This window comes from Brevundimonas sp. M1A4_2e (assembly GCF_053345555.1).
This window is the reverse complement of sequence record NZ_JBKFAI010000003.1, coordinates 328,311-347,552: the sequence shown is the minus strand read 5'-3', so window position 1 is coordinate 347,552 and position 19,242 is coordinate 328,311. Positions and strand designations below refer to the sequence as shown.

Genomic DNA, 19,242 nt, shown 5'->3' with positions numbered 1-19,242 from the left:
CGAGCGCCCCGCTCACGCGGCGCCCTCATGCTCGGCCGCGCCATTCTCCGCAGCATAGGGGTCGGCGACGCCCAGCTCGGCCAGGATCTCGCGCTCCTCGCCCTCCATCTCCTCGGCCTCGGCGTCGTCCTCGTGGTCGCGGCCCAGCAGGTGCAGCACGCCGTGGACGACCAGATGGCTCAGGTGGTCCGACAGGGCCTTGCCCTGCGCCGTCGCCTCGGCCGCGCAGTAGGCGTAGCCCAGCACCACGTCGCCCAGATGGGGAAAGGCGCTTTCGGCCGCCGGGAAGGACAGCACGTTCGTCGGCCGGTCCTTGTCGCGGAACCGCGCGTTCAGATCCTGCACCGCCGCGTCGTCGGCCAGCAGCACCACCATATCGCCCTCGACCGTTCCGAGAGCCGCCGCTGCGGCGCGCTCGACGATCGCCGCCGCCTCGGGCAAAGCCTGCGTCCAGTCCTCGCTGTCGATCTCGACCTCGATCATCAGGCGTCGTCCTCAAGGTCCGGGAAGGGGCGGCTGCGCGCCGCGTCGCTGTCATAGGCGCGCACGATCCGCTCGACCATGGCGTGGCGCACCACGTCCTCGGACTTGAACTGCTGCACGCCGACGCCCTCCACGTCCTTGAGGATGCGCAGGGCGTGAGCCAGGCCGGAATCGCGCGGGTTCAGCAGGTCGACCTGCGACGGATCGCCCGTCACCACCATGCGCGCCCCCTCGCCCAGGCGGGTCAGCACCATCTTCATCTGCATGCGCGAGGTGTTCTGCGCCTCATCGACGATGATGAAGGCGTGGCTGAGCGTCCGGCCGCGCATGAAGGCGATGGGGGCGGCTTCGATCTCGCCCTTCTCGCGGCGACGGCGCACGTCGTCGACGCCCAGGATGTCGTTCAGCGACTCCCAGATCGGCGCCAGATAGGGGTCGACCTTCTCGTTCAGATCGCCGGGCAGGAAGCCCAGCTTCTCGCCCGCCTCAACCGCCGGGCGGGTGATGACCAGCCGGTCCACCTGCCCCCGCTTCAGCAGGGAGGCGCCATAGGCCGCCGCCAGGAAGGTCTTGCCCGTGCCCGCCGGACCGACGCCGAAGGTCAGCTCGCAGCGGCCCAGCATCTCCAGATAGCGCGCCTGCGACGCCGTCTTGGGGGCGATGGCGCCGCGACGACCCACCGGCAGGGCCGCGCCCTCAGGCACGCTTCGTCCCATGCTGCGGCCTTGGCTGCGGCCCGCCGGCTCGGCGCGCGGCTGGGTGACGGCGGCGCCCAGGGCGGTGCGCACGTCGGCCTCGGTGATCTCGGCACCCGCCTCGGCGCGGGTCGACAGGGCCTCGATCACCCGGCGCGCCTGCGCCCGGTCCCGCGTCGAGCCGTTGATCGACACCCCGCCGCCCGGCGTCTCGACCAGCACCTTGAAGGCGTCCTCGATCAGGGCCAGGTGGCGGCTCTGCGGCCCGATGACGGCGCGCAACGCCGCATCGCTGAGGGACAGGAACTCGGACTCGCGCGCCATGAGGTCTCCTTGTTGGGTCCCCTATCGCCTCGCACGCGGTGCAAGGCTGCTCGGGGGGATTGTGAGTGTCCCTAACGCCGCTCGCGCCGCATGGGTTGAGAAGAATCCGTCAGTTCGTCTGGATCAGTCGGCCCGACAGGCTGTTCTGCTGGCCGCTGACGATCTCGACCGGAACGATCCGGCCGATCAGTTGATCTGCGTCCTCGACGTGGACCGACTGCAGATAGGGCGAGCGGCCGATGGCCTGGGCGCCGTGGCGGCCCTTCTTCTCGAACAGCACCGGCAGGACGCGCCCGGCCAGCGACCGGTTGAAGGCGACCTGCTGTTCGGTCAGCAGGGCCTGCAAGGCGTGCAGCCGTTCCTTGGCCACGGCGTCCGGGACCTGCGCCGCCATGGTCGCGGCGGGGGTGCCGGGGCGCGGCGAATACATGAAAGAGAAGGCGCTCGCGTAGTTCACCCGCCGCACCAAATCCATCGTGTCCTCGAAGTCGCGATCCGTCTCGCCGGGGAAGCCGACGATGAAGTCGCCCGACAGGGCCATGTCGGGCCGGGCCGCGCGGATGCGGTCGATCAGGTCGAAATACTTCTGGGGCCCGTGCTTGCGGTTCATCAGCCGCAGGATGCGGTCCGAGCCCGCCTGCACCGGCAGGTGCAGATAGGGCATCAGGGCGTCCAGATCGCCGTGCGCAGCGATCAGGTCGTCCGACATGTCGTTCGGGTGGCTGGTCGTATAGCGGATGCGCTCGATGCCGGGGATGTCGGCCAGGGCGTAGGCCAGCTTGGCCAGCGTAAAGGGTTTGCCGTCCGGCCCCTCGCCGTCATAGGCGTTGACGTTCTGGCCCAGCAGGGTGACTTCGCGCACCCCCCGGTCGGCCAGGGCGCGGGCCTCGTCCAGCACCGCCGCGGCCGGCCGCGACCATTCGGCGCCGCGCGTATAGGGCACGACGCAGAAGGTGCAGAACTTGTCGCAGCCTTCCTGCACCGTCAGGAAGGCGGTCACGCCCTCGGTCCCGCGCGTCGCCGGAAGGGCGTCGAACTTTTCATTGGGGGCGAAGTCAGCGCCGATGCGCTCGCCGCGCGCCCGCGCCGTGCGGGTCAGCAGCTCCGGCAGCTGGTGATAGGCCTGCGGCCCGACCACCAGATCGACCGCCGGCTGGCGCTTCATGATCTCCTCGCCCTCGGCCTGGGCGACGCAGCCGGCCACGGCGATGGTCATGCCGCCCTGCCCCGCCGCCGCCTTCTCCTCCTTCATCTGTCGCAGCTTGCCGAGTTCGGAATAGACCTTTTCGGCCGCCTTCTCGCGGATGTGGCAGGTGTTCAGGATGACGAAGTCGGCGCCTTCCGGCGTGTCCGTCGGCGCATAGCCCAGCGGCCGCAGCACGTCGGCCATGCGCTCGGAATCATAGACGTTCATCTGACAGCCGTAGGTCTTGATGAACAGGCGTTTGGGCGCGGCCCCGCCTTCCGGCGCGCCGCCGTCCTCCAGGACGGGCGTTTGGAGCGTATCGGTCATGCCCGGCTTATGATCGCCGAAACCGGCGACGGCAAGCGGCGACCCCAGTCGGGCTCAGGCGGGATCAGTCTTCGACCTCGTCGCGCGGGCGGCGCTTGTAGATCAGGCCCTCGCGCTCGACCGGCTCGGCGCCGGGGATGACGTGGCCGTAGAGCTCCAGCTTGTGGCCGACCAGCTCATAGCCCAGCTTGCGCGCGATCTCGGTCTTCAACCGTTCGATCTCGGCGTCGAAGAACTCGATGACCTCGCCGGTCTTGGTGTCGATCAGATGGTCGTGGTGGTCGTCGCCAGCCTCTTCATAACGGCTGCGGCCGTCGCCGAAGTCGTGCTTCTCGACCACGCCCGCCTCTTCGAACAGGCGCACGGTGCGATAGACGGTGGCGATGGAGATGTGCGGGTCGATCGCCGAGGCGCGGCGATACAGTTCTTCCACATCGGGGTGGTCTTCGGCGTTCGACAGGACGCGGGCGATCACCCGACGTTGCTCGGTCATGCGCATGCCGCGCTCGGCGCAGAGTTTTTCGATCCGGTCCATGCGGCGAAGATAGGCCGGACCGTCGCCTTATGGAAGCTATCGAGGAAAGTTCAGGACCAGCGTCAGCGCGTCCTCGCGGCGACCGTCCGTATGCGAATAATAGCCGCGCCTGCGGCCCATCTCGACGAACCCGCAGCGGGCGTAAAGCGCGCGGGCGGCGGCGTTGCCTTCAGCCACCTCCAGGAACATCCGTTCGGCCCCCAGGGCGGCGGCGCGCACCACCGCCGCCTCGACCAGACGCCGGCCCAGGCCCGCGCGGCGCGCCGTCGGCCGCACCGCCAGGGTCAGGATCTCCGCTTCGTCGACCACGACGCGCATCAGGATGAAACCGTCGTCCTGCGCCACGGCGAACACGCCCGGCGAGGCGAGAAGTTCGGCCAGAGCCGCCGCGTCCCACGGCGTCTCGAAGGCCTCGGCGTGGACGGCGGCCAGCTGGACGGGATCGACCGGCGGCAAGATCGCCTCGCTCATACAGCGGGCTGGCGCGGCTGGCCCGGCAGGCGGCTGGGCGGGGTGGCGTCGGGGGCGCGAAGATACAGGGGCGACGGCGGCGACCTCGCCGGATCGGCGGCCATCGTCAGACGCGCCAGCGCCTCCGGGCTCGGCGCGGCCAGAGGCTCAAGCCGGGCGCCCGACAGGTCGGGAAAGGTCTCGGCCAGAAGCGTCGCCCCGCTGCCGACCAGAAGGACGCCGCCCGCCTGACCCGCCTCGGCCAGAATGCGGTCGCGCGCCGTCTCCAGCGGCCAGGCCTCGGCCTCGCCCAGAGGCGCCCCGTCGCGGAACAGCCGCCCATAGACCTGGCCCCGGCGGGCGTCGATCACGGCGGCGACCAGACCGGGCGCCGCAACCGAAGCGGCCAGGGCGTCCAGCGTTGAGATTCCCACCACCGGCCGATCCAGCGCCGCGCCCAAGCCGAGGGCGAAGGCCAATCCGACCCTCAACCCTGTGAAGGAGCCCGGCCCCACCGTCACCCCGATCCGATCCACGCCGTCGAAACCGCCGGCCTCGGCCGCCGCATCGCGCGCCAGCCCGCCCAGCCGTTCCTGATGGCCCTTGGTCATCAGCTCCCGGCGCAGACCCAGGGCGCGCACCGCGTCGCTCGCCGCCTCGTGCGCGAACACGCCGGCGACGCAGGCGCCCAGCGCCGTATCAATGACCATGACCTTCATGGTCCTGTTCCTAATGCGAAATCGGCGCCGATGCGACCGTTTCGGCCCCGCCGATTCATCAGGCTCCGGCCATAGCCTGGGCCACGCGGGTCAGAGCGCGGCGCGCCTCGGCGTCGCAGATGCGGACAAAGGCCTCGGCCAGGTTTCGCCCCTCGGCGCTGGCCATGACCGGATGCACCAGCGGCTCCGAACCCTCGGCGTCCGGACGCGCGGGAAAGAAATCGGCGACCGAACACCCCATGGCGGCGGCCGCCTGATGCAGACGGGACGCGGAGATCCGGTTGGCCCCGGCCTCATATTTCTGGACCTGCTGAAAACTGACGCCTAGCGCCCGTGCGAGCGCCGACTGAGACCACCCCAAGGCCGACCGCCGCGCGGCGATGCGCAGGCCGACGACCTGGTCGATGTGATGACTGCGACGCGGCATGACCCCTCCGTTTCAACCAGAGCGTTTCACGTCCGCCGATAAAATACAACTATTTCGTTTCACGCATCGTCCAGGCGGCTGATGACCGCTGACACGGACTGGACGTCTGATCGCGCGATGCGCTCGGACCGATCCAGGGCGCCGGCGCCCAAGACCACCATCTCCGCCTCGTCGGCGCGGTCATACAGCCGGACCTTGCGCAGGCCGTCCTGAAGCTGGATCACACAGCCTTGGCCTCGTCTCGGCCAACGTCCCAGAGCGTACTCCAGCACCGTGCCGGCCGACGCCCAGGGCGCCAGTTCGTCCGTCTCCAGCCGCAACCGTCGCACGTCCGAGGCGGCGCCCTCAAACGCCCGACCGCGCGCTGAAAGGCCGTGCGCCGGCGCATTGTCTGGATAGGAGGTCTTCGGGCGGTCGGTCGAGACCTCGGCGCCGCCCGGCGCTTGCAGCATCAAGGCCTCGGGCGTCGCGCCCAGGGCTCCGGTCAGCCGTCGTTGAACATCGGGGCGGAACAGGCTGGACCGTTTGCCGGCTTCATAGAGGCCCCAGCCCTGGCCGGTCATGCCGATCCGCGCGCCGGCTTCGGCCTGACTCAGCCCGCAGTCGCGCCGCAGCGCCGCCAGCGCCTCGCCCAGAGCCCGCGCCTCGCCCAGAGCCCGCGCTTCGGATGTCTCGCCCGAACCTGCCATCGCGCCATCATGCCTCGCCGCCCCGTCGGGCGCGAGCGTTTCATGTGAAACAGAACGGCGAAGGCGTCAGATGACCTGTTCGACGCTGGTCACTTCGGGAACATAGTGACGCATCATCTGCTCGACCCCGGCCTTCAGCGTCGCCGAGGAGGACGGACAACCGGCGCAGGCCCCGCGCATCCGCAGGCGCAGCACCCCCGTGTCTTCGTCGAAGTGGTCGAACAGGATGTCGCCGCCGTCCTGGGCCACGGCCGGACGGATGCGGGTGTCCAGCAGTCCCTTGATCTCGGCCACGATCTCGCTGTCGGGCGCTCCATCATCCGGCGCCGCTTCCGCCCCCGCCCGCACCAGCGGCGCGCCCGAGACGAAGTGATCCATCACCACCGACAGGATCGGCGCCTTCATCGCCGTCCACTCCGGCCCGTCCGCCGCGCGCGTGACCGAGACATAGTCGGCGCCGAAGAAGACGCCCTCGACGCCTTCCAGTTCGAACAAAGCCTCGGCCAGAGGCGAGGCCGCCGCCTCGTCGATGGTGCGGTACTCCAGCGTCTGTTCGCCCGCGACGTCGCGGCCGGGCAGGAACTTCAGGGCGTTCGGGTTGGGGGTGGCTTCGGTCTGGATGAACATGGCCCGCAGATGCGCCCTGTCGCGCACGGGTTCAAGAGGCCGGCCCGCCAGCCTTCACGCGCTTTCCTGCCCAAAAGCGCTTTCATACAAGGTCACGCTTGCGCTTCGGCGACGGCGCCCTCACCGTGGCGGCCATCTCCGGTCGCTCCCGGCCGGCGAGTTCTTAGTCTGACGGGCGCCGCGCCCGTCGCCTGCCGGAGCCCCCCACATGTCCCGCCTGACCCTCGCCGCCGCTGCTGCGGCCCTGGCCGTCTGCGCCGCCCCCGCCGTCGTCTCCGCCCAGGAGGCCGCGCCCGCTGCGCCCGCCGCCCAGCCCGCCCCCTCGCCCGAGGAAGCCGCCTTCCAGGCCAAGGGCGAAGCCTTCAACGCCGAGGCCCAGCGCATGAAGGCCGAACTGGACGCCGTGATCGAGGACCCGGCCCTGGACGCGGCGACCAAGCAGACGCGCGCCGACGCCATCATCACGCGCTATGAGCCGACCTTCAACGCCTTCGCCGACGAACTGGCCGCCTTCTTCCGCACCTTCGCCGAGAAGCCCGAGAACGCCGAGAACAAGGACCAGATCCTGGCCGCCGCCGAGGCCGCCCCGGCCCAGATCCGCGCCGTTCCGGCTCAGATCCGTCAGGCCGTGGCCCAGGCCGTGACCGCCCCGGCCGCCCCCGACGCCCAGGACTGATCAAACGGGAGAGAGGGCGCCTTCCCCGGCGCCTTACCGCGATTTCACTTGAGCACGCGCGCCCTTCGGCGGACCCTGCCAGCGTCCGTCGAAGGAGCCTCGTCATGGTCCGCGCCCTCTCTCTTGTTCCCCTGTCTTTGGCCGCCGCCCTGGCGCTGCTGCCGGTGTCGACCGCCGTGGCCGAGACCCAGAAGACCTCCGCCGAACTGAGCCTTGAATCCGCCGCCGCCGTGTTCGAGCGGAAGATGGAGGAGTTCGGCGCTCGGGCGGAACGTATCCAGGCCGACGACAGCCTGAGCGAAACCCAGAAGGGCCTGCGCATCGCCGCCCTGTGGTCGGACTATCAGCCGCACGTCGCCGACTTCACCGCCGAGGCGACGCGCCAGGCGAGCCAGATCGCCCAGGCCGCCCTGGCTGAAATCGACATCGAAGCCGTCGTGCGCGAGGCGACCGCCGGGATCGCCCCGATGGTCGAGGGCCTGTCGACCAACGGCGCCTGGGCCCAGGCCGACCCCGAGCACATGGTCACCTATGGTCTGATCGCCCAGTACGGCATGGATCAGGCCCTGGATGCGATGGACGAGGTCGAAGCCGCCCTGGCCGTCCCGCCCGCGCCGCCCGTCCCGCCGCTTCCCTCCGAAACCTGATCCGATGACCGCGACGGCTTGACGCAGCGCCCGGCGCGCTCGAAAGGGCCTCATGGCCGCGCTTCCCGTCGATCCGCATCTGTATCTGGCTTTTGTCGGCGTCATGGCCGTGATGGCGGTGACGCCCGGTCCCGCCAACATCTTCGCCGTCGCCACCGGCATGGAAAAGGGCAAGGCCGCCGCCCTGACGGCCGTCGTCGGCATGAACTGCGCCACCCTGGTCTGGTTCGGCGCCGCCGCCCTGGGCCTGGGCGCCCTGGTGATGGCCTTCCCCCAGGTCTTCCGCGTCATCGCCGTCCTGGGCGCCCTCTATGTCGCCTGGCTGGGCGTCAAGGCCCTGCGCGGCGCCTTCGCCACCGCCGCCGAGCCGTCGCACATCGAGGTCAAGCGCGGGCGCAGCGCCCTGATCGACGGCTTCATGGTTCAGATCGCCAACCCCAAGGCCATCCTCTTCTTCACCGCCGTCCTGCCCCCCTTCCTGGACATCAACCGTCCGCTGGCGCCGCAGCTGGCCCTGTTCGCCGTCACCACCGTCGGCATGGATGCGCTGTCGATGAGCGGCTACGGCCTGGGCGGGGCGGCGCTGGCGCGACAGATGACCGCGCCGCGTTTCCGCAAAGGGTTCGGCATAGTCGTCGGATGTCTTCTGCTGTTGGCCGCCGTCCTGATCGTCTCACGTCTGTGAAGCGCGTTTCGGAACTTGGCCGTTCACCCGTCGTTCAGACCGAAGAGCGTTCAGTGAACGCTCAAGGAGAGTTTTCCATGATCAAGCTTCGCAAGACCCCGGTGCTGATCGCCCTGGCGGGCGCGCTCGCCCTCGGCGCGTGCGCCACGGCCACCCCCTACCAGCCTGCCGGCGTCAACGGCCAGCGCGGCGGCTACGCCGAGCAGCGCCTGGAAGCCAACCGCTACGCCGTCAGCTTCTCGGGCAACTCCGTCACCTCGCGCGATCAGGTCGAGATGTCGCTGCTGCTGCGTTCGGCCGAACTGACGGTCGAGAACGGCTATGACTGGTTCGCCACCGTCACCCGCGCCACCGACCGCGACACGCGCTTCTACACGACGCCGGACCCCTTCTACTACGACCGCTACGGTCCCTTCTGGGGTCCGTCCTGGCGCTTCTACCAGCGCGGCTACTGGAGCACCTGGGACCCCTACTGGGGCCGGGACCGCGACATCCGCCAGGTCGACCGCTATGAGGCCACGGCCGAAATCGTCATGGGCCGCGGTCCCAAGCCCGCCGGCGACGTCAACGCCTTCGACGCCCGCGAGGTCATCAACAACCTCGGCCCGCGCGTAATCCGGCCGGCTTCTTAAGTAGGCCGCTAACGCTCGCGACGGGGTCGCTCGCTGCTTGAGCGGCATGAAAGACCCCTAACGCTCGCCGCGCGGCGGCTCGCTGCTTGAGCGGCATGAAAGACCGCTATCGCTCACCGCACGGCGGCTCGCTGCTTGAGCGGCGAAGGGCGCGAAAAATGACAACGCCCGCTTCCGTCACCGGAGGCGGGCGTTTCTTTTCCTCCCCATGCAATGGGGAGGGGGACCGCGTAGCGGTGGAGGGGCTGACGACCGCGCCGACAGACAAAGGCGCCGAAAGCTGCGGCCCCCAGCAGCCCCTCCGTCACGTCGCCTTCGGCTCCGCGCCGCCTCCCCATTGGCATGGGGAGGAGAAGCCCGCGCCTCACCCCACGCGCGGGTTCTTCAGACGGCGCTTGTTCGCGTGGGTGGCCGGCGCCTTGCCCAGGGCCTCGGGCACCTCGCCCTTGAAGTAGAAGCGCTGCCACGCCTCCTTGGCCGCGTCGGGATCGCCCGAAGCCAGGCGGGTGTTGAAGTCCGTCCGCGACCGGTTCCAGGCGTCGAACTGACCTTTCATGCCGGGATTGGATTCCAGCGAACGGATCACCGGCTCGAACGCCTCCACCTTGCGGTGCTCGACCGGCAGGATGAAGCAGAACGGCTCGCCCTTATCGAAGCGGATCCGGCCCGGCCGCGTGAAGATCCAGTTCATGGTGAAGGGGAACGGCAGCCAATCCGTCTCGATCAGGCCGCTCAGCGGCTGGATGCCGTCCTTGACATGATTGGGCGACCCCTGCGCGATCAGGCCCCAGCCCGGCGGGGTGCGGAACAGATACTGCGGGTGCATGGTCAGCACCCCGCGCGAGAAGTGCGACGTGACGAAGTGGTCCAGCTCCGGCTGCGGCCGGTCGGGCGTGATGGTGATGTCGTTCTGCGACGGCCCGCCGTTCCACTCGGCGGTGAAGCCGAACGGACACAGGATCTCCCAGCCCGTGGTGTTGGCCATGGTCAGCGGCAGACAGCGATAGGGGTGCCGACTGGCGAAGGCGTCCATCCAGTTGCGCGACTGGCGGCCCGGCGCCAGGTCGCACGGACGCGCATTCATCGGATAGCATTCCAGTTCCAAGACGCGGCTCCCCAAGCTTGACGAATGAAGTGACGACCCTGAGGGTCGCCCCTCTCCCCTATCGCCCTCGCCGCCCGCCCGACAAGACCGAGATGACCGCCAACACCGACGCCGCCGCGCAAACCCCGACGCCGCCCGCCCCCGATCCAGCACCCGATCCCGCTTACGACCGCGCTCGGCTGCTGGCCTGGATGGCCGAGCACGGGATCGCGCAGACCACCCACGACCACCCCGCCGTCTTCCGCGTCGAGGAAGGGCTGGAGCTGAAGGCCGCCCTGCCCGGCGTCCACACCAAGAACCTGTTCCTCAAGGACAAGAAGGGCCGCCTGTGGCTGATCTCGGCGGCCCAGGACACGGTCATCGACCTGAAGCGGGCGCACCGGGCGATGGGCTCGGACCGGCTGTCCTTCGGCAATGAGACCCTGCTGTGGGAGACGCTGGGCGTGCGCCCCGGCTCGGTCACGGCCCTGGGCCTGATCAACGACCTGGAGCGCCGCGTGACCTTCGTGCTGGACCGGCGCCTGTGGGAGGCGGCTGTCGTCAACTTCCATCCCTTGATCAACACCGCGACCACCGCGCTCGATCAGGACAGCTTCCGCCAGGTCCTGACGCAGCTGGGCCGCGACCCGATCGTGGTGGACTTTGGCGCCCTGGATTGAGTGGAGGCGGGCGTCCGTTTCAAGGATTGGGGCCTATGCCGACTTTCGATCCGTTGCGGACCTTTAAAAGACGCCCGCTGGCTGCGCATGGACCGGCTATAGTTTCCTTCTCCCCTTGTGGGAGAAGGTGGGCGCCGTCAGGCGCTCGGATGAGGGGTGTGAACGCCGCCGTGGCGCGTTTTCGTCACAAACCAGCCTGAGCGGACGACGGAGCGCCGACACCCCTCATCCGTCTCGCTACGCGAGCCACCTTCTCCCACAAGGGGAGAAGGATGCGGCAGGGCAATCAACCATCCTCCCTCTGCGCCTGTGCTAGACTGTCTCTCCCGTTGAAGGAGATTTCAGACGATTCAGACGAATTGGACTCTGTTTTTTCCGATCCCCTCGCCTTCCCATGCGGCAAGGCGCGCTTGCGGCTTGATGCGCACGCATCCCGACGCCATCTGATCCGTTATCTTCCTTCGTCTTGCCTTGCGGACCCGACCATGACCTTCGCCGACCCGTCGCTGACCACCCCGCCCGACCTGATCAAGGACGGCACGGACGCCTCCTTCATGCAGGACGTGGTCGAGGCCTCGAAGCATCAGCCGGTCATCGTCGACTTCTGGGCCACCTGGTGCGGCCCGTGCCGCACGCTGGGCCCGGCGCTGGAGAAGGCCGTGCGCGCTGCCAAGGGGGCGGTGAAGATGGTCAAGATCGATGTCGACGCCAACCCGGCCTATGCGGGCCAGCTGCGGGTGCAGTCGATCCCGACCGTCTACGCCTTCGTCAACGGCCAGCCGGTGGACGGCTTCCAGGGCGCCGTGCCCGACAGCCAGATCAAGGCCTTCATCGACAAGCTGACCGGCGGCGAAGGCGTCAACACCGACGTCGAACAGCTGCTGTCGCTGGGCGAGGAGTCGCTGACCCTCAATGATCTGGGCGGCGCCGCCCAGGCCTTCGCTCATGTGCTGACCATGGAGCCGGGCAACCAGAAGGCCATCGCCGGCATGGCCCGCGTCTACCTGGCCGAGGGCGACGCCGAGCAGGCCGCCCAGACCATCGCCATGGCGCCCGCCGATTCCGCCGATTCGGCGGTCCAGGCCGTGCGCGCCCAGCTGTCGCTCGCCTCGGCCGCGCCGACCGGCGCGACCGCCGAACTCGAAGCCCGGCTCGCCGCCGACAAGAACGACCACGAAGCCCGCTTCGACCTGGCCCAGGCCCTGGCCTCGGCGGGCGACCTGAAAGGGGCGGTCGACCACCTGCTGGTCATCGTTCAGGCCGACCGCGACTGGAACGAACAGGCCGCCCGCAAGCAGTTGCTGACCGTGTTCGAGGCCGCCGGCCCCAACAGCGAAGTCGCCCGCGACGGCCGACGACGCCTGTCCTCCATCCTGTTCTCCTAACGGCGCGATCATGGCTCAGGGCTACGTCAAGGCCAGCGAACTTCCCCAGGTGATCCCGGTCTTTCCGCTGCCGGGATCCATCCTTCTGGCGCGGGGCCAGCTGCCGCTGAACGTGTTCGAGCCGCGCTATCTGAACATGGTGGATGACGCCATGGCGGGGGACCGGGTGATCGGCCTGATCCAGCCGGTCGGCGCCGCGGGCGAGAACCCGCCCCTGACCCGCGTCGGCTGCGCCGGGCGGATCACCAGCTTCGCCGAGACCTCGGACGGGCGCTATCTGATCACCCTGACCGGGGTGTGCCGCTTCGCCGTGGCCACCGAGATGCAGGTGCGCACCCCCTATCGCCAAGTGCGCGCCGACTTCCAGCCCTATGAGGCCGACCTGCGCGCGCCCGATCCCGACGAGGCCTTCGACCGCGAGCCCTTCCTGTCGGCCCTGGCGCCCTATCTGTCCGGGCGCGGTCTGGACATCGACTGGGACACCGCGCGCGCCGCGCCGCAGGAGGCGCTGGTCAACAGCCTGGCCATGGGCCTGCCTTTTGATCCGCCCGAGAAACAGGCTCTGCTGGAGGCCCTGACCCTGACCGACCGCGAAGCCGCCCTGACCGCCCTTCTTCGCATCGAAGCCGTCGCCCCCGACGACGACGAGCCGGGTCCGGCGATGCAGTAGTCTCAGCAAGCTCCAGACGCTAAAACGCCACCAACACAGCTGCCCCGTGCGGCAGCAATCCGGGCGCCCGGCGCCCTCAAGCAGCAAGCGCCCGCGGCGCGAGCGATAGGGCACTTAAATTGTGAGCGACGCCTTCAACACCCCCGTCTCGGTCGATCCCCGCCTCCTGGAGGTGCTGGTGTGTCCGGTCACGCGCGGCCGCCTGACCTATGACCGCGAGCGCAACGAACTGGTCTCGGCCGGCGCCAAACTGGCCTTCCCCATCCGCGACGGCGTGCCGATCATGCTGGCCGAAGACGCCCGCCCGCTGGACTGAGCCCCATCTCTCCTCCCCATGCAATGGGGAGGGGGACCGCGAAGCGGTGGAGGGGCTAGGCCGGGCGGAACCCAGCGGCCCCTCCGTCACGACGCTACGCGACGCGCCACCTCCCCATTGCATGGGGAGGAGAAGCGGCGAGCGATAGGGCCTCCCTTACAGAGCTTCTCCTCGGAGAAGCCGTGGCAGATCCCCCGTCGCCCCGCCCGCCTCATGCATGAAGGCGCGGCGCAGGGGGGCGATGCGGTTGACCGCCGCCATGCCCAGATCGCGGGCCAGCCGCACCGGGGCGATGTCATTGGAGAACAGGCGCACGAAGCCGTCGAAACCCGCCGCCAGCGCCGCCGTGTCGAACCGGCGCCAGCGGGCGTAGCGCTCCAGCACCAGCTCCGAGCCGATGTCCTCGCCGATGCGCGCGGCCTCGGTCAGCACCTCGGACAGGGCGGCGACGTCCTTAAGGCCCATGTTCAAGCCCTGCCCCGCCACCGGGTGCACCCCGTGGGCGGCGTCGCCGATGATGGCCATGCGCGGCACGGTCAGGCCCTCGGCCAGTTGCAGCGACAGCGGATAGACGAAGCGCGGCCCCTCGATCGTCAGCTCGCCCAAGAAGTCGCCGAACCGCCGCGTCAGATGGGCTTGGAAGGCCTCGTCCGAGGCCGAGCGCAGCGCCTCTCCCCGGCGGGTGCTTTCGGTCCAGACCAGATTGGCCCGGTTCTCCGTCAGCGGCAGGATGGCGAAGGGCCCGTCGGGCAGGAAATACTCATGGGCGACGTTGCCGTGCGGCTTGTCCATGCGCACGGTGCAGACGACGCCGCTCTGCTGATAGGTCCAGCCGAAAACGTCGATGCCCGCCGCACGGCGCACGGTCGAGTTGCGGCCCTCGGCGCCGATCACAAGCGGCGCCGACAGGGTCGACCCGTCCTTTAGCGTCACCCTCGCCCGACCAGGCCCGACCGCCACATCGGCCACGGCGGCGGGGGCGCGGACCTCCAGCCCCTGAGCGTTCACCAGCTCGGCCAGCGCCGAACGCAGGCGGCGGTTCTCAACCATATAGCCCAGCGGCTCGCCGCCATTGCGGTCGCCGATCTCATCCGCATCGAAGCGGATATAGGACGCCGACGGTTTGCGGCTGGCGGCGCCGGGACGGCGGCCGTCCGTCACCAGGATGCGGTCCATGCGGCAGGCGTGCGGCTCCAGCGCCTCGCCCAGCCCCAGCGCCTTCAACATGCGGAAGTTGGCGTAGGAGATGGCCGTCGCCCGCCCATCGAAGGTCGGGGCCATCTGGGCGTCAAAGGGCTGAGGGTCCACCATGACGGGGCGCAGGCCGCCCTGCGCCGCCGCCAGCGCAAAGGTCGCCCCGACCAGCCCTGCGCCGGCGATGATGATGTCGTAGTCGTCCGATCCGCTCATGATGATGTTCTAGGCCCCTATCGCGCGTCACGCCACCGCAAGCCCGCGCGCTTGCTGGGACATAAGGGCTCATCGCGGCTTGCAAAGGCCAAGCTGGTAAATGCCGCTTTAACCTTCTGGACGGCACAAGGGGTCAGAGTCCCGTTTTCAGAGGTCCGCCTTCATGTCCGCCGCCCTCGCGCTCGGTCAACGCGTCTGGAGCACCGCCCGCATCGTCTGGGCGGCGCCCTTCGCCGTGCGGTTCAGGGGGGTGCTGCAGGCCATGCTGGCCGCGCTGCTGCTGGTGGCCCTGATCTCGTGGAACCCGGCGGACCCCAGCTGGAACGCCGCATCAGCCCAGGCGCCGACCAACTGGCTGGGCGGGGCGGGCGCGACCTTCGCCGATCTGATCATGCAGTCGCTGGGGCTGGCGGCCTGGCCCGCCGTCCTGCTGCTGATCGCCTTCGGGCTGGCCGTGGCCATCGGCGACGCCCTTCAGCACCGCCTGCAGCCCACCCCGTTCAAGATCTTCTGCGCCGTCGCGGGCGTGCTGCTGCTGTCGGCCGCCCTCTCGGCACCGGCGGCGCCCGCCAGGTGGCCGCTGGCGGCGGGCATGGGCGGGCTGTGGGGCGACGCCGTCACGGGCCTCGCCGCCAACGGTCTGGGCGCGCTGAAGGTCCCCGGCGCGCGCATTATTCTGGGCCTGCTGTTCCTGGCGCTGGCGCTGTGGAGTCTGGCCTATACCGTGGGCCTGCGCCTGCGCGACTTCACCGACACCGCCGGTTGGGCCGCCCAGAAGGGCGCCGAGGCCCGCGCCGCCAAGAAGCCGAAACCCGCCAAGCCGGGCAAGGCGCCGCGCGCCGTCGCCGAAGCCACCGCCCCGGCCCGCAAGCCGCGCCACCGTCTGCCCGAGGCGGACGAGATGGAGGCCGACGGCCCTGCGCCCGCCTCTAGCGCTCCGGTCGCCGCCGCCTATGACGAGGCGGACGCCGATCAGCCTGACGCCTATACCCCGCCGTGGGAGGACGCGGCCCCCGCCCCCATCGCCCCGCCCTCGGCCCGCCAGAACCGGCCGGCGGAGCCCAAGGTTGCGGCGGTCAAGGCGCCCAAGCCCGTGCGCAGCGACGCGGACCAACAGGCCTTCGACTTCGCCAATGAGGGCGGCTTCGAGCTGCCGCCGCTGGGCATTCTGGCCAAGCCGGGCCAGCGCGGCGGCGCCGTCGACGAGGAGTCGCTGAAGGCCAACGCCAAGATGCTGGAGGGCGTGCTCCAGGAATTCGGCGTGCGCGGCCAGATCGACCAGATCCGCCCCGGCCCCGTCGTCACCCTGTATGAACTGGTGCCCGCGCCCGGCGTGAAGCACGGCCGTGTCGTGGCCCTGGCCGACGACATCGCCCGCTCCATGTCGGCCCGCGCCTGCCGCATCAGCGTGGTTCAGGGCCGCAACGCCATCGGCATCGAACTGCCCAACGCCAAGCGCGAGACGGTCTTCCTGCGCGACCTGCTGGCGTCCGGCGAATACGACAAGAAGAGCCATCTGCTGCCGCTGGCGCTGGGCGAAACCATCGGCGGCGAGCCCTATGTCGCCGACCTGGCGCGGATGCCCCACCTGCTGATCGCGGGCACCACCGGCTCGGGCAAGTCGGTCGGGGTCAACGCCATGATCCTGTCGATCCTGTATCGCCACTCGCCCGCCGAGTGCCGTTTCATCATGATCGACCCCAAGATGCTGGAGCTGTCGGTCTATGACGGCATCCCGCACCTGCTGGCGCCGGTCGTGACCGATCCCAAGAAGGCGGTCGTGGCCCTGAAGTGGACCGTGCGCGAGATGGAGGACCGCTATCGCCGGATGTCCAAGCTCGGCGTCCGCAACGTCGCCAGCTACAATGAGCGCGCCCGCGAAGCTCAGGAAAAGGGCGAGCATTTCGAACGCACCGTCCAGACCGGCTTCGACGAACAGGGCCGCCCGGTCTACGAGAGCGAGAAGATCCGCCCCGAGCCCATGCCCTATCTGGTCGTGGTCATGGACGAGATGGCCGACCTGATGCTGGTCGCGGGCAAGGATGTGGAAGGCGCCGTCCAGCGTCTGGCCCAGATGGCGCGGGCGGCGGGCATCCACCTGATCATGGCCACGCAGCGACCATCGGTGGACGTCATCACCGGCACCATCAAGGCCAACTTCCCGACCCGGATCTCCTTCCAGGTCACGTCGAAGATCGACAGCCGCACCATCCTGGGCGAACAGGGCGGCGAGCAGCTGCTGGGCCAGGGCGACATGCTCTATATGGCGGGCGGCGGACGCATCACCCGCCTGCACGGCCCCTTCGTCGGCGACCAGGAAGTCGAAGAGGTCTGCAAGCATCTGCGCGCCCAGGCCGAGCCGGAATACCTCGACCTGATCACCGACGAGCCGGACGGCGACGGCGACGGCGCCATGGGCGATGAAGGCGGCGGCACCGGCGATGACCTGTATGACCGCGCCGTGGCCGTGGTCACGCGCGACCGCAAGGCCTCGACCTCCTACGTCCAGCGCCGTCTGCAGATCGGCTACAACCGCGCCGCCACCCTGATCGAACGCATGGAGCAGGAAGGCGTCGTCAGCCCGGCGAATCATGCGGGCAAGCGCGAGGTGCTGGCCGGGCCGCCGCCTATGGTGTGATCGGCTTGGCAGCCGAAGCGGCGGCTTCGCCGCCGGGCGCTATCGCTCGCCGCGCGGCGGCTCGCTGCTTCAGCGCCAATCACGAGCGCACGCCTGGGAACCCCGCGGTTAAGTCGACGCTTAAACGCCTCACGCCCTCAAGCAGCGAGCGACCGCGTCGCGAGCGCTAGGACACTAAATCAATGAACGCCGCTTCATCGGAGCGCCGGAATATGGTCAGGCTGGCGTCATCAGCCTGCCGGATGCAGCGCTCAACCTGATCGGGTCCAAAACCGTTCAGAACGGGAGAAGAAAAGACATGAGCATTTCCCGCCGCGCCTTCGGCCTCGGCTCCGCCGCCGTAGCGGCGCTCGCCGCCGCGCCCGCCGCCGTCCTGGCGCAGGCCGGGCTGTCCGCCGAGGATCAGGCCGTGCTGCGTCAGGCCCAGACCTATCTGACCGCCATGACGACGGCTCAGGGGACCTTCGTCGAGACCGGGCCGAACAATCAGCGGCGCACCGGCCGCTACTATCTGCAGCGCCCCGGCAAGATGCGATTTGAATACACCGAGCCTGCGGGCCTGCTGGTCGTCGCCGACGGCAATAACGTCAGCCGCTGGGACCCGCGCCTGAACGTCTTCCGCCAGGCGCCGCTGGGCCAGACCCCGCTGTCGACCTTCCTGGCGCGCGAGGTCCGGCTGGATCAGGGCGTCAAGATCGACCGCGTGACGCGTATGGACTCCGGCGCCTTCGCCATCACCGCCCGCGACGCGCGTCGTCCCAACGAAGGATCGGTCATCCTGGCCTTCGCTGGGTCGCCCGTGCGCCTGCAAGAGTGGACCATCACCGACGCCCAAGGCTCGCGCACGCGCGTGCAGCTGACGACGCTGCAGCCCGCCCCCGGCCTGGCCTCCAGCCTTTTCCAGCTGCGCGACCCCACCCGGCGAAACCGGCGCAACTGATCCGGCGGCTAGAGGGAAGCAGGGCGAATTTGTGACAGTTTGACCTTTTTCTCTCGGCGTGACACTTTGGGCACAGGACGGCGGCGGCCGTCCCGCCCGCCACGGATTCATCCCCGCCTGGCGGCGAGAGAGACGAACTTCATGCGCCCGGACGCTGTTCCGGGCGCTTTTTTCGTGGCGTTTAGACCCCGGCGGCATGACCTGCTAAGGCCCCCGGTCATGAGCCTTCGCATCGTCACCTGGAACATCAACTCGGTCCGCCTGCGCATCGATCAGGTCGCCCGTTTCGTCGCCGAACACGCCCCGGACGTCCTGTGTCTGCAGGAGATCAAATGCACCGAGGACCAGTTTCCGCGTCAGGCCTTCATCGACATGGGCCTGCCCTACCTGCGGATCGGCGGCCAGAAAGGCTGGCACGGGGTGGCCATCGCCAGCCGACTGCCCATCGTCGACAGCCCGAAGCTGGACGTCTGCCGCGAGGGCCACGCCCGCTGCGTCTCCGCCGTGGTCGAAGGGGTGGAGGTGCAGAACTTCTACATCCCGGCGGGCGGGGATCTGCCGGACCGGGCGCTGAACCCCAAGTTCGATCACAAGATGGACTTCTATGAACGGCTGACCGCCGAGATGAAGACCCGCGACCGCCAGCGGCCTCTGGTTCTGGCCGGCGACTTCAACATCGCGCCGGGCGAGAACGACGTCTGGAACCACCGCTTCATGTCCAAGGTGGTCAGCCACACCCCCTGCGAGGTCGAGACCCTGTACCGGCTTCAGGACGCGGGCGGTTTCGCCGATGTGGTGCGCGATCAGATCCCCGATCCGACCAAGCTGGCCAGCTGGTGGAGCTATCGCGCCAAGGATTTCCGCAAGTCGAACCGGGGCCTGCGCCTCGATCACCTATGGACCTCGCCAGGGCTGACGCCCGCCGTGGTCAAGGGCAGCGCCCGCATCCTCGACACGGTGCGCGAATGGGAACGGCCCAGCGACCACGCCCCGGTCGTGATGGACCTGGACATCTAA

At 69.4% G+C, this 19,242-nt stretch carries 22 protein-coding genes; 11 read left to right on the top strand and 11 right to left on the bottom strand.

Annotation, left to right across the window (positions count from 1 at the left end):
* Window positions 1-12: 12 nt before the first annotated feature.
* From ybeY to ACLBV5_RS08605, 9 genes are all read right to left on the bottom strand, one after another.
* A complete protein-coding gene (gene ybeY, locus ACLBV5_RS08645; RefSeq protein ID WP_447605412.1) occupies window positions 13-483 on the bottom strand; it encodes an rRNA maturation RNase YbeY in 471 nt (156 codons plus the stop codon).
* Entirely contained in the window at window positions 483-1,502 is a 1,020-nt protein-coding gene (locus ACLBV5_RS08640) for a PhoH family protein (protein ID WP_025976465.1), read from the bottom strand. Before ACLBV5_RS08640 ends, ybeY begins: the two co-directional genes overlap by 1 nt.
* Before the next feature lie 109 nt (window positions 1,503-1,611).
* Window positions 1,612-3,015: a tRNA (N6-isopentenyl adenosine(37)-C2)-methylthiotransferase MiaB gene (gene miaB, locus ACLBV5_RS08635; RefSeq protein WP_447605411.1), complete on the bottom strand. Its 1,404-nt coding sequence runs from the start codon at window positions 3,013-3,015 to the stop codon at window positions 1,612-1,614.
* A 64-nt stretch (window positions 3,016-3,079) separates the two neighbouring features.
* Window positions 3,080-3,550, bottom strand: a complete 471-nt coding sequence (locus ACLBV5_RS08630) for a Fur family transcriptional regulator (protein ID WP_025976463.1) — start codon at window positions 3,548-3,550, stop codon at window positions 3,080-3,082.
* Window positions 3,551-3,586: 36 nt separating this feature from the next.
* Window positions 3,587-4,021 carry a ribosomal protein S18-alanine N-acetyltransferase gene (rimI, locus tag ACLBV5_RS08625; protein ID WP_447605410.1) on the bottom strand — a complete coding sequence of 145 codons (435 nt, stop codon included), beginning with the start codon at window positions 4,019-4,021 and terminating at the stop codon, window positions 3,587-3,589.
* Window positions 4,018-4,719 carry a tRNA (adenosine(37)-N6)-threonylcarbamoyltransferase complex dimerization subunit type 1 TsaB gene (tsaB, locus tag ACLBV5_RS08620; protein ID WP_447605409.1) on the bottom strand — a complete coding sequence of 234 codons (702 nt, stop codon included), beginning with the start codon at window positions 4,717-4,719 and terminating at the stop codon, window positions 4,018-4,020. The genes rimI and tsaB overlap by 4 nt, the downstream gene beginning before the upstream one ends.
* Before the next feature lie 58 nt (window positions 4,720-4,777).
* Window positions 4,778-5,146 (bottom strand): helix-turn-helix domain-containing protein, encoded by a 369-nt coding sequence (locus ACLBV5_RS08615; protein ID WP_025976460.1) that lies wholly within the window; start codon window positions 5,144-5,146, stop codon window positions 4,778-4,780.
* Between the two features lie 59 nt (window positions 5,147-5,205).
* Window positions 5,206-5,835 (bottom strand): helix-turn-helix domain-containing protein, encoded by a 630-nt coding sequence (locus ACLBV5_RS08610; RefSeq protein WP_447605408.1) that lies wholly within the window; start codon window positions 5,833-5,835, stop codon window positions 5,206-5,208.
* Window positions 5,836-5,901: 66 nt separating this feature from the next.
* Window positions 5,902-6,462, bottom strand: a complete 561-nt coding sequence (locus tag ACLBV5_RS08605) for a NifU family protein (RefSeq protein ID WP_227157617.1) — start codon at window positions 6,460-6,462, stop codon at window positions 5,902-5,904.
* Between the two features lie 208 nt (window positions 6,463-6,670).
* On the opposite strand from ACLBV5_RS08605, the gene ACLBV5_RS08600 reads away from it, so the two are divergent.
* The 4 genes from ACLBV5_RS08600 to ACLBV5_RS08585 all read left to right on the top strand — a co-directional run bounded on the left by ACLBV5_RS08600 (window position 6,671) and on the right by ACLBV5_RS08585 (window position 9,102).
* Window positions 6,671-7,138, top strand: a complete 468-nt coding sequence (locus ACLBV5_RS08600) for a hypothetical protein (protein ID WP_025976457.1) — start codon at window positions 6,671-6,673, stop codon at window positions 7,136-7,138.
* A gap of 104 nt (window positions 7,139-7,242) precedes the next feature.
* Window positions 7,243-7,785, top strand: coding sequence for a hypothetical protein (locus ACLBV5_RS08595; protein ID WP_025976456.1), 543 nt, complete (start codon window positions 7,243-7,245; stop codon window positions 7,783-7,785).
* A gap of 52 nt (window positions 7,786-7,837) precedes the next feature.
* The gene (locus ACLBV5_RS08590) at window positions 7,838-8,470 is read left to right on the top strand and encodes a LysE family translocator (protein WP_025976455.1); all 633 of its coding nucleotides are present in this window, start codon (window positions 7,838-7,840) and stop codon (window positions 8,468-8,470) included.
* Between the two features lie 77 nt (window positions 8,471-8,547).
* A complete protein-coding gene (locus ACLBV5_RS08585; protein WP_313633608.1) occupies window positions 8,548-9,102 on the top strand; it encodes a CC0125/CC1285 family lipoprotein in 555 nt (184 codons plus the stop codon).
* 364 nt (window positions 9,103-9,466) lie between these two features.
* Here ACLBV5_RS08585 and ACLBV5_RS08580 read toward each other — a convergent pair whose 3' ends face one another.
* Window positions 9,467-10,207 carry a DUF6065 family protein gene (locus ACLBV5_RS08580; protein ID WP_025976453.1) on the bottom strand — a complete coding sequence of 247 codons (741 nt, stop codon included), beginning with the start codon at window positions 10,205-10,207 and terminating at the stop codon, window positions 9,467-9,469.
* Between the two features lie 191 nt (window positions 10,208-10,398).
* Here ACLBV5_RS08580 and ACLBV5_RS08575 point away from each other — a divergent pair, with 191 nt between their 5' ends.
* From ACLBV5_RS08575 to ACLBV5_RS08560, 4 genes are all read left to right on the top strand, one after another.
* Window positions 10,399-10,866, top strand: a complete 468-nt coding sequence (locus tag ACLBV5_RS08575) for a prolyl-tRNA synthetase associated domain-containing protein (protein ID WP_029972333.1) — start codon at window positions 10,399-10,401, stop codon at window positions 10,864-10,866.
* 485 nt (window positions 10,867-11,351) lie between these two features.
* Window positions 11,352-12,251: a thioredoxin gene (trxA, locus tag ACLBV5_RS08570; protein ID WP_447605407.1), complete on the top strand. Its 900-nt coding sequence runs from the start codon at window positions 11,352-11,354 to the stop codon at window positions 12,249-12,251.
* A gap of 10 nt (window positions 12,252-12,261) precedes the next feature.
* Window positions 12,262-12,921 carry an LON peptidase substrate-binding domain-containing protein gene (locus ACLBV5_RS08565; protein ID WP_447605406.1) on the top strand — a complete coding sequence of 220 codons (660 nt, stop codon included), beginning with the start codon at window positions 12,262-12,264 and terminating at the stop codon, window positions 12,919-12,921.
* A 121-nt stretch (window positions 12,922-13,042) separates the two neighbouring features.
* A complete protein-coding gene (locus ACLBV5_RS08560) occupies window positions 13,043-13,237 on the top strand; it encodes a Trm112 family protein (protein WP_003166576.1) in 195 nt (64 codons plus the stop codon).
* A 156-nt stretch (window positions 13,238-13,393) separates the two neighbouring features.
* On the opposite strand, the gene ACLBV5_RS08555 is transcribed toward ACLBV5_RS08560, so the two are convergent.
* Window positions 13,394-14,647, bottom strand: coding sequence for a UbiH/UbiF/VisC/COQ6 family ubiquinone biosynthesis hydroxylase (locus ACLBV5_RS08555; protein WP_447605405.1), 1,254 nt, complete (start codon window positions 14,645-14,647; stop codon window positions 13,394-13,396).
* A gap of 163 nt (window positions 14,648-14,810) precedes the next feature.
* On the opposite strand from ACLBV5_RS08555, the gene ACLBV5_RS08550 reads away from it, so the two are divergent.
* From ACLBV5_RS08550 to xth, 3 genes are all read left to right on the top strand, one after another.
* Complete coding sequence (locus ACLBV5_RS08550; RefSeq protein WP_447605404.1) at window positions 14,811-17,285, top strand: DNA translocase FtsK 4TM domain-containing protein; 2,475 nt, start codon at window positions 14,811-14,813, stop codon at window positions 17,283-17,285.
* A gap of 298 nt (window positions 17,286-17,583) precedes the next feature.
* On the top strand, window positions 17,584-18,225 hold the full coding sequence (locus ACLBV5_RS08545) for a LolA family protein (protein WP_134581967.1): 642 nt from the start codon (window positions 17,584-17,586) through the stop codon (window positions 18,223-18,225).
* A 219-nt stretch (window positions 18,226-18,444) separates the two neighbouring features.
* Window positions 18,445-19,242 carry an exodeoxyribonuclease III gene (xth, locus tag ACLBV5_RS08540; protein ID WP_253120915.1) on the top strand — a complete coding sequence of 266 codons (798 nt, stop codon included), beginning with the start codon at window positions 18,445-18,447 and terminating at the stop codon, window positions 19,240-19,242.

Excerpts from the sequence above, each read along its gene's own strand:
- tsaB (WP_447605409.1), bottom strand. The coding sequence starts at position 4,719 with ATGAAGGTCATGGTCATTGATACGGCGCTGGGCGCCTGCGTCGCCGGC.
- trxA (WP_447605407.1), top strand. The coding sequence starts at position 11,352 with ATGACCTTCGCCGACCCGTCGCTGACCACCCCGCCCGACCTGATCAAG.
- ACLBV5_RS08640 (WP_025976465.1), bottom strand. The coding sequence starts at position 1,502 with ATGGCGCGCGAGTCCGAGTTCCTGTCCCTCAGCGATGCGGCGTTGCGC.
- ybeY (WP_447605412.1), bottom strand. The coding sequence starts at position 483 with ATGATCGAGGTCGAGATCGACAGCGAGGACTGGACGCAGGCTTTGCCC.
- ACLBV5_RS08555 (WP_447605405.1), bottom strand. The coding sequence starts at position 14,647 with ATGAGCGGATCGGACGACTACGACATCATCATCGCCGGCGCAGGGCTG.
- miaB (WP_447605411.1), bottom strand. The coding sequence starts at position 3,015 with ATGACCGATACGCTCCAAACGCCCGTCCTGGAGGACGGCGGCGCGCCG.
- ACLBV5_RS08575 (WP_029972333.1), top strand. The coding sequence starts at position 10,399 with ATGGCCGAGCACGGGATCGCGCAGACCACCCACGACCACCCCGCCGTC.
- ACLBV5_RS08595 (WP_025976456.1), top strand. The coding sequence starts at position 7,243 with ATGGTCCGCGCCCTCTCTCTTGTTCCCCTGTCTTTGGCCGCCGCCCTG.
- ACLBV5_RS08565 (WP_447605406.1), top strand. The coding sequence starts at position 12,262 with ATGGCTCAGGGCTACGTCAAGGCCAGCGAACTTCCCCAGGTGATCCCG.
- ACLBV5_RS08590 (WP_025976455.1), top strand. The coding sequence starts at position 7,838 with ATGGCCGCGCTTCCCGTCGATCCGCATCTGTATCTGGCTTTTGTCGGC.
- ACLBV5_RS08585 (WP_313633608.1), top strand. The coding sequence starts at position 8,548 with ATGATCAAGCTTCGCAAGACCCCGGTGCTGATCGCCCTGGCGGGCGCG.
- ACLBV5_RS08550 (WP_447605404.1), top strand. The coding sequence starts at position 14,811 with ATGTCCGCCGCCCTCGCGCTCGGTCAACGCGTCTGGAGCACCGCCCGC.
- ACLBV5_RS08605 (WP_227157617.1), bottom strand. The coding sequence starts at position 6,462 with ATGTTCATCCAGACCGAAGCCACCCCCAACCCGAACGCCCTGAAGTTC.
- xth (WP_253120915.1), top strand. The coding sequence starts at position 18,445 with ATGAGCCTTCGCATCGTCACCTGGAACATCAACTCGGTCCGCCTGCGC.
- rimI (WP_447605410.1), bottom strand. The coding sequence starts at position 4,021 with ATGAGCGAGGCGATCTTGCCGCCGGTCGATCCCGTCCAGCTGGCCGCC.
- ACLBV5_RS08615 (WP_025976460.1), bottom strand. The coding sequence starts at position 5,146 with ATGCCGCGTCGCAGTCATCACATCGACCAGGTCGTCGGCCTGCGCATC.
- ACLBV5_RS08600 (WP_025976457.1), top strand. The coding sequence starts at position 6,671 with ATGTCCCGCCTGACCCTCGCCGCCGCTGCTGCGGCCCTGGCCGTCTGC.
- ACLBV5_RS08630 (WP_025976463.1), bottom strand. The coding sequence starts at position 3,550 with ATGGACCGGATCGAAAAACTCTGCGCCGAGCGCGGCATGCGCATGACC.
- ACLBV5_RS08610 (WP_447605408.1), bottom strand. The coding sequence starts at position 5,835 with ATGGCAGGTTCGGGCGAGACATCCGAAGCGCGGGCTCTGGGCGAGGCG.
- ACLBV5_RS08545 (WP_134581967.1), top strand. The coding sequence starts at position 17,584 with ATGAGCATTTCCCGCCGCGCCTTCGGCCTCGGCTCCGCCGCCGTAGCG.